This is a genomic window from Ruegeria sp. AD2(2025), assembly GCF_056542385.1.
In genome coordinates this window covers 239,240-254,009 of sequence record NZ_JBQFZS010000006.1, presented here as the reverse complement: position 1 = coordinate 254,009, position 14,770 = coordinate 239,240, and the positions used below count along the sequence as shown (strand labels likewise).

Annotated in this window: 12 protein-coding genes and 1 tRNA gene; 10 read left to right on the top strand and 3 right to left on the bottom strand. The window is 60.2% G+C overall.

Annotation, left to right across the window (positions count from 1 at the left end; genetic code table 11):
• Positions 1–6: 6 nt before the first annotated feature.
• Together ACR1XV_RS14440 and ACR1XV_RS14435 are read right to left on the bottom strand one after the other, a co-directional pair.
• Complete coding sequence (locus tag ACR1XV_RS14440) at positions 7–2,007, bottom strand: dynamin family protein (RefSeq protein ID WP_480532506.1); 2,001 nt, start codon at positions 2,005–2,007, stop codon at positions 7–9.
• 2 nt (positions 2,008–2,009) lie between these two features.
• Positions 2,010–2,423 (bottom strand): hypothetical protein, encoded by a 414-nt coding sequence (locus tag ACR1XV_RS14435; protein ID WP_480532504.1) that lies wholly within the window; start codon positions 2,421–2,423, stop codon positions 2,010–2,012.
• 749 nt (positions 2,424–3,172) lie between these two features.
• On the opposite strand from ACR1XV_RS14435, the gene ACR1XV_RS14430 reads away from it, so the two are divergent.
• From ACR1XV_RS14430 to arcC, 6 genes are all read left to right on the top strand, one after another.
• Positions 3,173–3,257, top strand: a tRNA-Leu gene (locus ACR1XV_RS14430).
• Positions 3,258–3,972: 715 nt separating this feature from the next.
• On the top strand, positions 3,973–5,379 hold the full coding sequence (locus ACR1XV_RS14425) for a YfcC family protein (RefSeq protein WP_480532502.1): 1,407 nt from the start codon (positions 3,973–3,975) through the stop codon (positions 5,377–5,379).
• 58 nt (positions 5,380–5,437) lie between these two features.
• Positions 5,438–6,727: an amino acid permease gene (locus ACR1XV_RS14420; protein ID WP_480532500.1), complete on the top strand. Its 1,290-nt coding sequence runs from the start codon at positions 5,438–5,440 to the stop codon at positions 6,725–6,727.
• Positions 6,724–7,953 carry an arginine deiminase gene (locus ACR1XV_RS14415; protein WP_480532498.1) on the top strand — a complete coding sequence of 410 codons (1,230 nt, stop codon included), beginning with the start codon at positions 6,724–6,726 and terminating at the stop codon, positions 7,951–7,953. The genes ACR1XV_RS14420 and ACR1XV_RS14415 overlap by 4 nt, the downstream gene beginning before the upstream one ends.
• Before the next feature lie 20 nt (positions 7,954–7,973).
• Positions 7,974–8,975 (top strand): ornithine carbamoyltransferase, encoded by a 1,002-nt coding sequence (argF, locus tag ACR1XV_RS14410; protein ID WP_480532496.1) that lies wholly within the window; start codon positions 7,974–7,976, stop codon positions 8,973–8,975.
• Positions 8,976–8,978: 3 nt separating this feature from the next.
• On the top strand, positions 8,979–9,908 hold the full coding sequence (gene arcC, locus ACR1XV_RS14405; protein ID WP_480532494.1) for a carbamate kinase: 930 nt from the start codon (positions 8,979–8,981) through the stop codon (positions 9,906–9,908).
• A gap of 177 nt (positions 9,909–10,085) precedes the next feature.
• Here the strand turns inward: arcC and ACR1XV_RS14400 are convergent, their stop codons facing one another.
• The gene (locus tag ACR1XV_RS14400; RefSeq protein WP_480532492.1) at positions 10,086–10,703 is read right to left on the bottom strand and encodes a TetR/AcrR family transcriptional regulator; all 618 of its coding nucleotides are present in this window, start codon (positions 10,701–10,703) and stop codon (positions 10,086–10,088) included.
• A 148-nt stretch (positions 10,704–10,851) separates the two neighbouring features.
• On the opposite strand from ACR1XV_RS14400, the gene ACR1XV_RS14395 reads away from it, so the two are divergent.
• The 4 genes from ACR1XV_RS14395 (at position 10,852) to ACR1XV_RS14380 (ending at position 14,631) form a co-directional block, all read left to right on the top strand.
• Complete coding sequence (locus tag ACR1XV_RS14395; protein ID WP_480532490.1) at positions 10,852–11,781, top strand: AEC family transporter; 930 nt, start codon at positions 10,852–10,854, stop codon at positions 11,779–11,781.
• Between the two features lie 103 nt (positions 11,782–11,884).
• Positions 11,885–12,718: an S-formylglutathione hydrolase gene (gene fghA, locus ACR1XV_RS14390; RefSeq protein WP_480532488.1), complete on the top strand. Its 834-nt coding sequence runs from the start codon at positions 11,885–11,887 to the stop codon at positions 12,716–12,718.
• A 3-nt stretch (positions 12,719–12,721) separates the two neighbouring features.
• A complete protein-coding gene (gene sthA / locus ACR1XV_RS14385) occupies positions 12,722–14,182 on the top strand; it encodes a Si-specific NAD(P)(+) transhydrogenase (protein ID WP_480532486.1) in 1,461 nt (486 codons plus the stop codon).
• On the top strand, positions 14,179–14,631 hold the full coding sequence (locus ACR1XV_RS14380) for a YaiI/YqxD family protein (RefSeq protein ID WP_480532484.1): 453 nt from the start codon (positions 14,179–14,181) through the stop codon (positions 14,629–14,631). The genes sthA and ACR1XV_RS14380 overlap by 4 nt, the downstream gene beginning before the upstream one ends.
• The last annotated feature ends 139 nt before the right edge of the window (positions 14,632–14,770 follow it).

Below are 14,770 nucleotides of genomic sequence, written 5' to 3'. Positions count from 1 at the left end.
CTCTACTTATGCTGCTTCGTTGCTGAGGTCTTTGAGGATGTCACCCAGAATTTCGTCGCGCGATTTCTGGGGCTTGGGCTCTGCGATCTGCGCCGCCGCCTTGTCGGGCGATTGCGAGATGCTGAGCAGCGTGTCTTTCTGCTCGGCTATGAAATCGCTCAGGACGGCGCGGACGTTTTCCAGAACGGCTGCGATCTGGTTCTCCTCGATATCCTTGGTGATCGAGTTCGCCTCGGACGCGATCAGGCGTGTGTAATCCGCGGCATAAGCCTCGAACCCTTTGCGTTTTTGCCACCAGCGGCGCCACCACGTACTTTGCAGATCAAGCGCGATGGTGCGTCCGATCCCCAAGGGCGGCGGAACGCGCGGGACGATGGGCGCTTCGATGCTGAATTCGCCCAGATGATTGCCCAGCAGCTTTTGATACAGGGCCTCGACATCCGAGGCTGCCGCCGAATAGAGCGCGCCCGCCTCTTTGCGCATTGACCGGGCAAAGCTGAAATAGGCCGCCTTTTGCAGCGTGCGCAGGCCCGCAGGGTCGTATTGCCAGGTGCCCTGCTCGCCATTCTGTTCCAGATGCGCGATCAGCGAATCCGTTGCGCGTTTGACAAAGTTGGCCTCGGCCGAAGCCAGCCGCTCCAGAACCTTATCCCGCAGTTTCGTGGTCAGTCCGGCAGCTTTCTTGTCATATTCCGCGGAGACGGTCGCAATCGCCTGATCGGGCGACACGCCATCCAGATCGCGCACGATGCCGTCTGTGTTCGACAGCGTCTTGGCCACAGCCGTGGCCCTGATCTGGCTGGCAATGTTGCGCGCCCGGTGGCGGACCCGATCCAAGAGACGAGTGCCTGCCCCTTCGGCAATCCGTTCATTCATCGCCAGCAGCAAATCCGGCAGGCCCGAAAGCGCCCAGATCTTGTCCAGTGACGCCGCCTGATCGCCAAAACCGGCGGCCAGATAGAAGGTGTTCAGCGCCTGCCGCGATTCCTCGGTCAGGATATCGGGGTTGCCGGTCAGCGCGGCCTCGGCCCACAGGGCGCTGCCGAAGACGATGCTGGTGTTGGTGTCGATGTTGTTCTGTTTCAGCGTGTCCTGAATACGGTCGCGGATCTCGGGCACCTGGTTGACCGGGTCGGACAATTCGTCGATGCGGTTTACGAACAGAATGATCTGGCGGTTCTCGAACTGTGCGATGATCCGCATCAGCGCCATATCCATCGTCGTCAGCGCCTGACTGGCCGCCAGCACCACCACACAGACCTCGGACCCGCGCAGGCTGCGCAGGGTGATCTGCTCGCGCACCATGAAAGTGTCGTTGACGCCGGGTGTGTCGCACAGTTTCAGCGAGATCGGATATTGCGGGATATCCATGAACAGTTCCGCCGATTTCGTGACATCGGCAAAACGGCCCGTCTTGGGGTCGATATCGGGGTCATCCTCGTCGCCGAGGCAGACATAGCGCTGGATGAGCTCATCGTCGAAATAGTTATACTGGTGGCTCTGCCCCAGAATCAGGTCGAAATGCTTGCCCAGCCGGTCCTCGGACTTGGCCTTCATTTCGCCGATCTGGCGGCGGATATCATCCATCTCGTCATCGGCACCGGCGCGGTTGGCCAACTCACCCAGACGGCCACCACCGACCATCAGATTGTCCCATTCTTCCTGTTCGAAGAAGGTGAATTTGGATCGGGTGTCGCCCTCGGTCCGGGTGTTGATGTTCAGCGTGGTCACCACTGAGGTCCACGGGTTCACATCCGACGGCAGCAGGTTCGGCCGCCCCGCCAGGATATTCACAATCGAGGATTTCCCGGCCTTCACCTGCCCCACCAGCGTGACGCTGGCGGTGAAATTCTCCATCTTCGTTTTCAGCGCCGCCAGCCGCGCCGAGGAGCGCGCATCCGCCACCTCTGTCAGTTGGTCGATTTGCGTCGTCAACGAGGTCATTGCCCCTGTCATCTCGGACAGGGACTCGTTGCCGACGGACAGAAGGTGGTCGTTACGCGCCATGGTCAGCCTCCGGTGCCGGTTGCGGGGATCTGGTCCCCTGCCCCGTCAGGCAGGCTTGCCAGCGTGTCGATACGTGCGATCAGGTCCAGCGCATTGCCAAGGATTGCGGCCTCGGTGCGCGGTGAGATCGATTCATAGGCCATGGAATCGGCCAGAATTTCGATGGAACTAAAGCCTTCGCCATTCTCAAGGCAGGCCACACGGCGCCCGGTCGGGAAGTCTTGTGATTTGTGGGCAGGCAGCGGCATGCGGGCATTGGCCAGCAGGTAACGGTTGCCCGAATGGGTGCGCAGAGCGATGCCGAACCCGGTGCCAGGATGCTGGCGGTTCAGGGTTTTCAGCTCACCAATGAAGTTTTCGCGTGCAAGACCGACGGCGTCTTGCTCGGAAGCAGCGGTTTTGATCTGATTGGTCACGACAGAGACCCTTGTTTCTGGAGTTGAGCAGAAACTCGTACGGTGCCGGATGGCGAAAAGACTCATTAACTCCTGCGCTTAATCAATTATGATCACCGCGGTGTTATTTTGACGCGAATAAGATTTTTTGGCGTTTGAAATGTGGCGCAATTATGGTTCCGCCTCATAGAAATGCCTCAACCAGTGGATGAGTCATTTCCCAGAGTTTGAGTTTTTGAAGGTTGGCCTGGGTGATTTCCGGGGGCCGCATTGTGGTGAGTTTTCCTGCCGTGAGCGAAGGGGATTTCTGTTATCTATTTGATGTAGTGATGTTAATATCCTCTCTGAGGAAGTGTCGGGTTGCCGAGAATTCGGGCGCTGAACCGTGTCCATCGCGCGATCCGCGCAAGAAGGAGAACCGCTCTCAGTTGCCGCATCCAATATATACAACCTATGAGGGTTTAATATCATTCAACATTCCTTTCCAAATGTTCCCAAAATGGAAACAAATATCGGGGAAATCCCGAGCGAAATGGCAGCGGCCAAGGCGATCTCCGGGGAGCAAGGCCGAAGAGGCCAGGATCGGGTGGACCGCTTGTCTGTTGGACTTCGGGGCTGATCGCCTCGGGTATCGGTCACTGCCACCTGATACGGGGTCTGAGTGTTCTCTGACCCATCGGCACAATCTTTTGTTTTGTCCAATTTCCCTCTCGCCCTCGTGCGAAAGCTTTGCTATTCAGCGCGGCATTCCGGCGCTGTGTCGCCGTGTTGCGGGTGTGGCGAAATTGGTAGACGCACCAGATTTAGGTTCTGGCGCCGCAAGGCGTGGGGGTTCAAGTCCCTCCACCCGCACCATTCTGTCTTAGCTGGTCCTTGTCCTGCGTGGGGAAGGCCCTCGCACTGGCAGCGCTTCAAAGCCAGCACTTTCCACAATGTCAGCCCGTATGTTGCCGGGCTTCTGGGGTCGCGGGCTTGATGCTGGCCGATGCTTTTGGAATTTCCGGCAAATCGAACCTTCGAATCTGTCCGGCCAATCCCACAGACGGACATAGCGGACCCGCCGAAGACACCGAGCTGAAGGGTTTGTCGGCACCACGCGGATGCCGCCTGGAAGGATTCGGGGCGATTCCGCGATGAGTCGCAAAACCGTCAAAATGACGACGCCCTTCTCAATATTACGACAGCATCGCGGATGTGGTGGTCGAACAACAGCTGACTGTCGTGCTGTCTGACACAACGCCGGGTGCATATCGGGACTGACCGCAGATCATACCCAGCGGGCTAAGAACCCTTTTTTGGCAAGTTTTATGACATCTAAGGCGTTGTATTTATAGGTGTATTTTTGGCTGAGGCGAGAACAAGCTGCACTCTTAGGGGGCAATATCCGATTAAGAAACTTCTTTGATTCATGTCAAAGCGACGCGCGGGCCGTTGGAGGAAACCGGCTGTGAGAAAACTCAGTCTTATCCTGTTCGTCGCTCCTGGATCCGAATTTCAGCCAGGAGCGCCGACACATCCAAAGCCGGAAAATCAAACAATTCCGACGTCCTAAGTCGAAGGAGTCAGTGATATGAAATTCAAGTTCCCAACGGCGTATACAATTTTGTTTGCGCTAATTGCGGTCGTAGCGTTGGCGACGTGGTTCGTCCCCGCCGGCCAATATGACCGGGTCGCAAATGAGGCACTGGGACGGGATGTTCCCGTTCCGGGCAGCTATCAGGTTGTCGAATCCAACCCTCAGGGTTTCTTCGATGTCGTACTGGCACCGATTGCCGGGTTCTATGACCCGGCCAGCTATGAAGCGCAGGCGATTGACGTCGCACTGTTCGTGCTGGTGATCGGTGGCTTTCTGGGCATCGTGGCCCGGACGGGTGCAATCGACGCGGGCATCGGTAAGGCGATGGCGCGCATGGAAGGGCGAGAGAAGTGGATGATCCCAATCCTCATGGCCCTGTTCGCAGCGGGCGGTACGATCTACGGCATGGCCGAAGAATCGCTGGCCTTCTATACGCTGATCATTCCCGTGATGATCGCGGCGGGCTACGACGCGACTGTCGGTGTTGCGATCATCATGCTGGGCGCAGGCGTCGGTACGCTGGGCTCGACCATCAACCCGTTTGCAACCGTAATCGCGTCGGACGCTGCAGGCGTTCCGTTCACCAACGGCATCATGCTGCGCTTTGCGCTGCTGGGTGTCTGCTGGCTGGCCTGTGTCGCATTCGTCATGCGCTATGCGGCCCGCGTAAAAGCCAACCCCGAACTGTCCATCGTTGCCGACAAACGTGAAAGCAACGAAGCGCACTTCCTCAAAGGTAAGCGCGAGGGCGAAGGCACACCCGTCTTCACCGGTATCCACAGCATCATCCTTGTGATCTTTGCCGCCAGCTTCGGCGTCATGATCTGGGGTGTGTCCGTCGGTGGCTGGTGGATGGCTGAAATGTCCGGCCTGTTCATCGTTGCCTCGATCATCGTGGGCCTGATCGCCCGCATGGGCGAGGAAGAGTTCACCTCGACCTTTGTCGACGGCGCACGCGACCTGCTGGGCGTGGCGCTGGTGATCGGTATCGCACGTGGTATCGTGATCGTCATGGACGCCGGCAATATGACCGACACCATCCTGAACTGGGCCGAAGGCGCAGTGAACGGTCTGGGTCAGGTTGCCTTCATCAACACGATGTTCGGGCTGCAGGGCTTGCTGTCCTTCCTGGTTCCGTCCTCGTCCGGTCTGGCCGTTCTGACCATGCCGATCATGGCACCGCTGGCCGATTTCTCGAGCGTCGACCGGTCGCTGGTTGTAACAGCCTATCAGTCCGCAAGCGGTCTGGTGAACCTGATCACACCGACCTCGGCTGTGGTTATGGGTGGTCTGGCGCTGGGTCGTGTGCCCTATGAACGCTGGCTCAAGTTCACCCTGCCCCTGCTGGCCGTCCTCATCGTAATCATCATGGCCGGGCTCAGCCTGTCCGCGATGGGCTGAGGTATCTAAGATGTCTACCGTGACCCGATCAGAAACAAAACGAACCCTGGGGTTCTGGATGTGCACCGCTCTTGTAGTGGGAAACATGATCGGGTCCGGTATCTTCCTGCTGCCATCGTCACTGGCCGAATTCGGACCGATCTCGATGGCAGGCTGGATCCTGACCGCAGGCGGTGCAATCGTTCTGGCACTGATCTTCGGACGGCTGGCGCGACTATCCTCTGGCGCTGGTGGGCCCTACGTCTATGCCCGAGAGGGTTTCGGCGACTTCGCGGGCTTCCTTATCGCCTGGGGATATTGGATCGCCTTGTGGTCAGGCAATGCAGCGGTGGCGGTAGCCTTTGCCGGTTACCTCAGCGTCATGGTCCCTGAAGTCGGACAAAGCCCGGTGGCCGGGTTGTTCGCGGCACTGGGGGCGATCTGGCTGCTGACCTGGATCAACGTGCGCGGTGTGCGCGAAGCGGGGATCATTCAGGTCGTAACCACGGTCATGAAGCTGACCCCGCTTATACTGCTGATCGTCCTGGGCGTGGCCCATGTCGACAGCTCGAATTTCAGACCCGTGAATGTGAGCGGCATGTCAAATATCTCAGCGATATCTACCTGTGCGGCTCTGACTTTGTGGGCCTTCGTGGGGCTCGAGTCGGCCACCGTTCCGGCGGGCGACGTCAAAGACCCCAAACGCACCATTCCACGCGCCACGATCCTGGGCACCTGTGTCGCCGCGCTGGTCTATATCGCCACAACCTATGTGGCGCTGGGTGTCGTACCCTCGGCCGTTCTGGCCGATTCCAATGCACCGCTGTCCGATGTGGCAGCCCTGCTGTGGGGCTTTGGCGGAGCCTTGTTCATCGCCGTCGGAGCCTGCATCTCAACCTTCGGGACGCTGAACGGTTTCGTTCTGCTGACCGGTCAGGTGCCCTTGGGCGCAGCCCGGGACGGGCTGTTCCCACCCCAGTTCGCGCGCCTGTCACGTACCGGTACGCCCACCTTCGGGCTGGTCGTGTCCAGCGTGCTCGCCAGCGGGCTGATCGCGATGAACTACACTCGTACTCTGGCCGAGCAGTTCGAATTCATCATTCTGCTCGCCACACTTTCAACCCTGATCCCCTACCTGCTTTGTGCGCTGGCCGAAGTAATGATCCGCGTACGCAGGGGCGATCTTACACAACTGTCACCGAACGTCTTCATCCTTGCGGCGCTGGGTTTTGCCTATTCATTCTGGGCGATCTACGGCGCGGGCGAAGACGTTGTTTTCTGGGGCGTTCTGCTGCTTCTGGCAGGATTGCCCATCCATGTTTGGCTGCGCGTGCAGTCAAAAACTAAAATGTCGAAGGAGAAATCATGACTGGATTTGGAGCTCATTCCGAGATTGGCAAACTTCGAAAGGTCATGGTGTGTGAACCAGGCCTGGCCCATTCCCGCCTGACACCCGGTAACGCGGCCGAGTTGCTTTATGATGATGTTCTGTGGGTGCATAAGGCCCGCACGGATCACGCTGATTTCCGCATGAAAATGGAAGAACGCGGGGTAGAGGTGCTGGAATTCCACGCCCTGCTGGAAACCACGATGAAGGATAAAGAAGCCCGTAAATGGGTTCTGGATCGCCGCATCACGGAAAATCAGGTCGGCGTCGGTATGTTAAACGAGTTGCGCGGCTGGCTGGACGAAATGTCCGCCAAAGACCTTGCCATGTACCTGATCGGCGGTATCGCGGTCGAAGATATGCCCTTTACCCCCTCGGGCATGTTCGGCAGCTACCTCGGCACCCATGGTTTTGTCATCCCGCCGATCCCGAACACTCAGTTCACCCGTGACAACAGCTGCTGGATCTATGGCGGCGTGACGGTGAACCCCATGTATTGGCCCGCTCGCCAGCCCGAAACGCTGCTGGTGACCGCGATCTACAAATTCCACCCGGACTTCAAGGATGGCGATTTCAAGATCTGGTGGGGCGATCCTGATGAAGATCACGGCGCGGCCACCGTCGAAGGCGGTGACGTCATGCCCTGGGGCAATGGCAGCGTGCTGATCGGTATGGGCGAACGCACCAGCCCGCAAGCGGTGGGTCAGATGGCCCGTGCGCTGTTCAAACAGGGTGCTGCAGAACGGGTTGTCGCCTGTCAGATGCCGCGCAGCCGTGCTGCGATGCACCTGGATACGGTGTTCAGCCACTGTGACCGCGAAACCGCGACCGCATTTGTGGACGTCTGCAACGAAATCCAGTGCATCAGCCTGCGTCCCGGCAACAAGGAAGGCACAATCGACTTCCGCCGCGAAGACAAGCACCTGTTCGACGTGGCCGCAGAATGCCTGGGCATCAAGTCGCTCAACATCGTGCAGACCGGCGGCGACTCGTTCAACCAGGAACGGGAACAATGGGATGACGGCAACAACGTTGTGGCGCTCGAACCGGGCGTGGTCGTGGCCTATGACCGCAACACCTATACCAACACGTTGCTGCGCAAAGCTGGCGTCGAGGTGATCACCATCTCGGGCGCGGAACTCGGACGCGGGCGCGGAGGCGGGCATTGCATGACCTGCCCGATCTGGCGCGACCCCGTTGACTACTAAATTCTAAGGAGACAAATAAGATGGCTTTTAACCTTCAAGGACGTAGCTTCCTGAAAATGCTGGATTTCACCCAACGTGAGATCCGTTACCTGCTGGACCTGTCGCGCGACCTCAAACGTGCAAAATACGCCGGTTCGGAAATCCAACACCTGAAAGGCAAGAATATCTGCCTGATCTTCGAAAAAACCTCGACCCGGACCATGTGCGCCTTCGAAGTCGCCGCAATGGACCAGGGCGCAGGCGTGACCTATCTGGGCCCGCAAGGCTCGCAGATCGGCCACAAGGAAAGCATGAAAGACACCGCCCGCGTTCTGGGCCGCATGTTCGACGGTATCGAATACCGCGGCTTCGGTCAGGAACTGGCCGAGACCCTGTCGGAATATGCAGGTGTGCCGGTCTATAATGGTCTGACCGACGAGTTCCACCCGACCCAGATGCTGGCTGACTTGCTGACCATGCAGGAATACGGCGAAAAGCCGCTGCATGACATCAAGTACGCCTATGTTGGTGACGCGCGCTCGAACATGGGCCACTCGCTGATGATCGCAGGCTGCCTGATGGGCATGGACGTGCGCATCGCCGCTCCGAAAGAGCTGTGGCCCGCCGACGAATTCCGCGGCCCGGCAGAAGAGCTGGCCAAGCGTTACGGCGGCAAGCTGACCATCACCGAAGACGCCAAAGCGGCTGTTGACGGCGTTGACTTCATCCACACCGACGTCTGGGTGTCGATGGGTGAACCGGCAGAAGTCTGGGAAAGCCGCATCAAGCAGCTGAGCCCCTATCAGGTGAACGCGGAACTGATGGCTGCGGCCAACAACCCGAACGTCAAGTTCATGCACTGCCTGCCTGCCTTCCACAACACCGAAACCAAGGTCGGTCAAGAGATCGCCGAGAAGTTCGGCATCTCGGAAATGGAAGTCACCGAAGAGGTCTTCGAAAGCCCCGCCGGTGTTCAGTTCGAACAGGCTGAAAACCGGATGCACACCATCAAGGCGGTTCTGGTCGCCACATTGGGGAGCTAAGAAATGCGGATTGTCGTCGCCCTTGGGGGCAACGCGCTGCTGCGCCGCGGTCAGGCTCTGACCGCGGAAAACCAGCGCGAAAACACAGCCATCGCCGCCAAGGCGCTGGCGACCATCGCCGAAGGAAACGAGCTGATCGTGACCCACGGCAATGGTCCGCAAGTGGGTCTGCTGGCGCTGCAAGGCAACGCCTACAAACCTGACGAGGCCTACCCGCTGGACGTGCTGGGTGCCGAGACCGAAGGCATGATCGGCTACATGGTTGAACAGGAACTGGGCAACCTGCTGCCGGCTGAAACGCCGCTGGCAACCCTGCTGACCATGATCGAGGTTGATGCCAAGGACCCCGCCTTTAAAAACCCGACCAAGTTCATTGGTCCGGTTTACGAAAAGGAAGAGGCCGAACGTCTGGCTGCCGAAAAAGGCTGGGAAATCCGGGCCGATGGTGACAAGTGGCGCCGCGTCGTCGCCTCGCCTCTGCCCAAGCGGATCTTCCAGATCCGGCCGATCAAATGGCTGCTCGAAAACCAGACCGTGGTGATCTGCGCTGGCGGCGGCGGTATTCCGACCGTCTACAACGAGGAAGGCTCGCTGGAAGGTATCGAGGCGGTGATCGACAAGGATCTGGCTTCGGAACTGCTGGCGCGTGAAGTGGGCGCCGACCTGTTCATCGCAGCCACCGATGCCGACAGCGTCTATCTGGACTGGGGCACCGAAAATCAGCGCGGGATCAAATCCATCACGCCTGATGCGATCAACGACTACGGCTTTGCCGCCGGGTCGATGGGGCCCAAGGTCGATGCCGCGACCCAGTTCGCCAAGAGCACCGGCAAAGCTGCGGCCATCGGGGCGCTTGCGGATCTGGCCGAAATCGTCGCCGGAACCAAAGGCACCACCATCAGCGAATCCGCTGGCGAGACCGCCTTCCACTAGTGAAGGCCAAAGCGCGCTTCGGCTTGGAGTTCAAATCGAAGCGCGCAATTGCACTGAAAACAAACCATCCCCGCCCTGCCCTGAACGTCAATCGCGCCGGGTCTGTGCGGGGGTGGTTTCTTTTGATTATGGTCGCGCGGGCGACCTCATTTCAGGCTACTCTTCAAGACGCCAGAGTCATGCCCCATAGCGCGCCATGAACATATCCACCGCCTGTTGTGCCACCGCGTCGATCTCATCTTCGGTGAATCGGGTCTGAATGCCGAAGGCCGCGCGGTTCCAGATGCGGACCTTACACAGTTCCGAGAACTGCGCCGCCGCCGTCTGAACGTCGTCAATCACCAACTCACCCTTCTCGACAGCCTTTTCGAGATATTCGGCCATCTGGCACTGACCGTTCTGCGGCCCGGCCTTATAAAACGCCTGCCCCAACTCGGGGAAACGGTCGCGTTCGGCGACACAGGCGCGAAAGACCTGCTGGGCGAAATCCGACACCAAGAATCCGGTCAGTTGCGTGGCGGCGATGGTAAGCACCTCGCGGGCGGGCTTGGTTTCGTCCACCATGGCTACCACACGTTCGGCCATGCGACTGCATTCGGTCTGGACGACCTCGGTGAACAGCAGGCGCTTGTCGGGGAAGTAGCTGTATAGCGTGGCCTTGGATACGCCGGCTGCGCGGGCGATGTCGTCAACGCTGGCACCTTCGAACCCATCCGCCATGAAAACCTCTCGGGCCCCGCGCAAAACCTGATCGAATTTTCGGCCTGTGCGCAGGATGGTGGCGGCTTGGGTCATGGTGGCTCCTGAAGATGTGTTTGCGCGATTCTATAAACCGCTCGGTTCACTTTCAACGATTCGCGCGCGAATTGTGATGCAAGCCTGATAACCTGTGCCCGCAAACCCAAGCCTTGCCGCGGCGGCAAACCATGCTATCCCTCGACCCATGGTCGAGATCTTTCTGCGCACCCTGCCCTTTTTTGCGATCATCGGCCTGGGATACGGTGCCGGACGCAGTCGGTTTTTCCCGCCCGAGGCGACGGCCTATCTGACGAAATTCGTGTTCTACTTTGCGCTGTCGGCGATGCTGTTCCGCTTTGCCGCTACCCTGCCCTTTGCCGAGATCTTCAACGGGCGGCTGGTGGTCGGCTACCTGATCGCCACGCTTGCGGTCTATGGGCTGGCCACGCTGGTGGCTTACCTGCGCGGGCTCGACATCCCCACAGCGGCGGTCGAGGCGCAATGCGCCGCCATCGGCAATGTGGGCTTTCTGGGCCTGCCGATGCTGGCGGTCCTGCTGTCCGAGGCCGCCATCGGACCGGTGATGCTGGTGCTGACGGTTGATCTGGTGGTGTTCTCATCGCTGATCGTGATCCTGATCAACGGCGCGCGCGAAGGGCGGTTGGCCGCCAGCACGCTGCGCCTGATCGGGATCGGCCTGCTTAAAAACCCCATGATCCTGTCGATCTCGGCCGGTCTAATCTGGTCGGCGCTGCGCGTGCCCGTACCCGCGCCGCTGAACGACTTCCTGACTATTCTGGGCGGAGCGGCCACGCCCGGCGCGCTGTTTGCAATCGGCGCGTCCCTGGCCGGAAAATCGGCCGAGCGTGTTCAGGTCGCCGCCTGGCTGAGCTTTTGCAAACTGATCCTCCATCCGCTTTGCGTGGCCGTGGTTCTGCTGTGGCTGATCCCGATTGCTCCGTTCCCGGCCGCCGTCGCCATCGCCGCCGCGGCGCTGCCCGTAGCAGGCAATGTCTACATCCTGGCGGCCCATTACGGGGTCGCGCCGCAGCGCGCCTCGGCGGCGATCCTGTTGTCGACCATGGCCAGCATCCTGACGGTACCTTTCGTCATCGCCTGGGTCGGCACACCCTGATCTTCACCTTTTCGAAAAATACTCCCGCCGGAGGCTCCTGCCCTTGCCGCCGGCGCTGTGGGTCGTTAGCCATGGCGCAGACCCAAAACAAGGACCAACCCAGATGGAAACCCTATCGGAAAATGCCTGTTTCGGAGGCGTGCAGGGCGTCTACCGCCACGCCTCGTCCGCGTGCAACTGCGACATGACATTCGGCCTGTTCCTGCCGTCCGAAGCCAAAGACGGCCCGGTGCCGGTGCTGTGGTATCTGTCGGGCCTGACCTGCACCCATGAAAATGCCATGACCAAGGCGGGTGCTCAGGGCTGGGCCGCTGAACAAGGCATCGCGCTGGTCTTCCCCGATACCTCGCCTCGGGGCGAGGGCGTCGCCGATCACGAGGATTACGATCTGGGTCAGGGCGCGGGCTTCTACGTCAACGCGACCCAGACCCCCTGGGCACCGAATTTCCGGATGTGGGACTATGTGGCCGATGAACTGCCCGCCCTGCTGGCCGAACAATTCCCCATCGACGCCGACCGGCAGTCCATCACCGGCCATTCCATGGGCGGGCATGGCGCGTTGACGCTGGCGATGAACCTGCCGGGGCGGTTCCGTTCTGTCTCGGCCTTCGCGCCGATCTCGAACCCGACGGGCGCGGATTGGGGTCGCAAACAACTGGCCGCCTATCTGGGTGAGGATGAAGCGGCATGGGCGAAACACGATGCCTCGCTGATGATGCGCAGCACCGGTTTCGACGGCCCCGTCCTGATCGACACCGGTGCCGACGACCAGTTCATCGACCTGCTGCGCCCCGAGGCGCTGGCGCAGGCGATTGCGGAACGTCGCCAGCAGGCAATCTATCGGCTGCAGCCGGGCTATGATCACTCATATTTCTTCGTGTCCACCTTCATGGAGGATCACGTGAGCTTTCACGCCGAAGCGCTGTATGGAGAGTAAGGCATGAGCAAATATGACTATGACCTGATCATCATCGGCTCGGGGCCTTCGGGGCGTGCGGCGGCGATTCAGGCGGGCAAGCTGAAACGCCGGGTTTTGGTGGTTGACCGCAAGGATCGGCTGGGTGGTGTTTCGGTGCATACCGGCACGATCCCGTCGAAAACCCTGCGCGAAACGGTTCTGAACCTGTCGGGCTGGCGCGAGCGCAGCTTTTATGGGCGCTCGTACCGGGTCAAGGACCAGATCCGCGCCGAGGACCTGAAGGCACGGCTGCACATGACGCTGGACCACGAGGTCGATGTGCTGGAACACCAGTTCAACCGCAACCATGTGGAAACACTGGCCGGTCTGGCGAAATTCGTCGGCCCGCATGAGGTTGAGGTGGCCACCGACGCTGGTGAGACCACCCGCCTGACGGCCTCGAAATTCCTGATTGCGACGGGCACCAAGACCTATCGGCCCGATTACGTGCCCTTTAATGGCAAGACCGTGGTCGATGGCGACGATTTCCTCGAGATGGGCGAGATCCCGCGCTCGCTCTGCGTGATCGGGGCGGGCGTGATCGGGGTGGAATACGCCACGATGTTCTCGGCGCTGGATGTGCGGGTGACGCTGATCGAGCCGCGCGAGAGCTTTCTGGACTTTATCGACAGCCGCCTGATCCATGAGTTCACCCACCAGATCCGCGAAAACGGTGTCGATCTGCGGCTGGGTTCGGCGGTCGACAAGATCGAGGATGCCGGAGGTCATGTCGAAGTCACGCTCGACAATGGTCGCCATGTGCGGGCCGAGATGCTGCTGTTTGCTGCCGGGCGCATGGGTGCGACCTCGGCGCTGAATCTGGAGACGGTTGGGATTGAAACCGACCATCGCAACCGCATCGAGGTGGATCGCAAGACCTATCAGACCACTGTGCCGCATATCTACGCCACCGGCGATGTGATCGGGCACCCGTCGCTGGCCTCGACCTCGTTGCAGCAAGGGCGCGTGGCGGCCTGTCATGCGCTGGAAACGCCAACGCTGCCGGAAAGCCCGTGGTACCCCTATGGCATCTACTCGGTGCCCGAGATGTCGACCTGCGGCATGTCCGAAGAGGAATTGCAGGAACGTGGTATTCCCTATGAGGTTGGGGTGGCGCGGTTCCGCGAAACCTCGCGCGGGCATATCATGGGGCTGGAGCACGGGATGCTGAAAATGTTGCTGAGCCTCAAGACCCGCCGGGTACTGGGCGTTCAGATCGTGGGCGAAGGCGCGACCGAGCTGATCCATATCGGGCAGGCGGTGATGAACCTGAAGGGCACGGTGGACTATTTCGTGCAGAACACGTTCAACTATCCGACCCTGGCCGAGGCCTATAAGATCGCCGGTCTGGATGCGTTCAACCGGATGCCCATCCCCGAGGAATTCAAGGTCCGCAAGACCGCCAAGAAAGCGGCTGCAAAACCAGCGAAGGCCGCCGAGTGACCTTGTATATCGACGGCGACGCCTGTCCGGTCAAGGCTGAGGCCGAGCGCGTCGCCACCCGTCATCGGGTGCCGATGATGCTGGTGTCGAATGGCGGGTTGCGGCCTTCGGCCAACCCGTTGGTGCAGGTGATCGTCGTCTCGGAAGGGGCCGATGAAGCCGACAAGTGGATTGCCGAGCGCTGCGGCACGGGCGATGTTGTGGTGACCTCCGACATCCCGCTGGCTGCAAAGTGCGTAGAGGCCGGTGCACGCGTGCTGCGTCCCAATGGTGAAGCCTTTACGGCGGCCAATATCGGTCAGCAACTGGCGATGCGCGATCTGATGGCGGATTTGCGCGCAGCCAACCCGTTTGGCGCAGGCGGTGGCGGCAAGCCCTTTGGCAAAGCCGACCGGTCGCGGTTTCTGGACGCGCTGGAACGCGAGTTGAGGGCGGCGGCGCGGGGATAGTTCTCCCGCCCGTCATCGACGCATCGAAGATGCGCCTCTTCCGGTTGGGCCGGGCAACGCGTGCCGCGCTGCGGTTGGTGCTTGCATCCGGGCCTGGGGATTGGTTCAGTCGGCGCGAACAGGAATGCAGCAGCAGGAA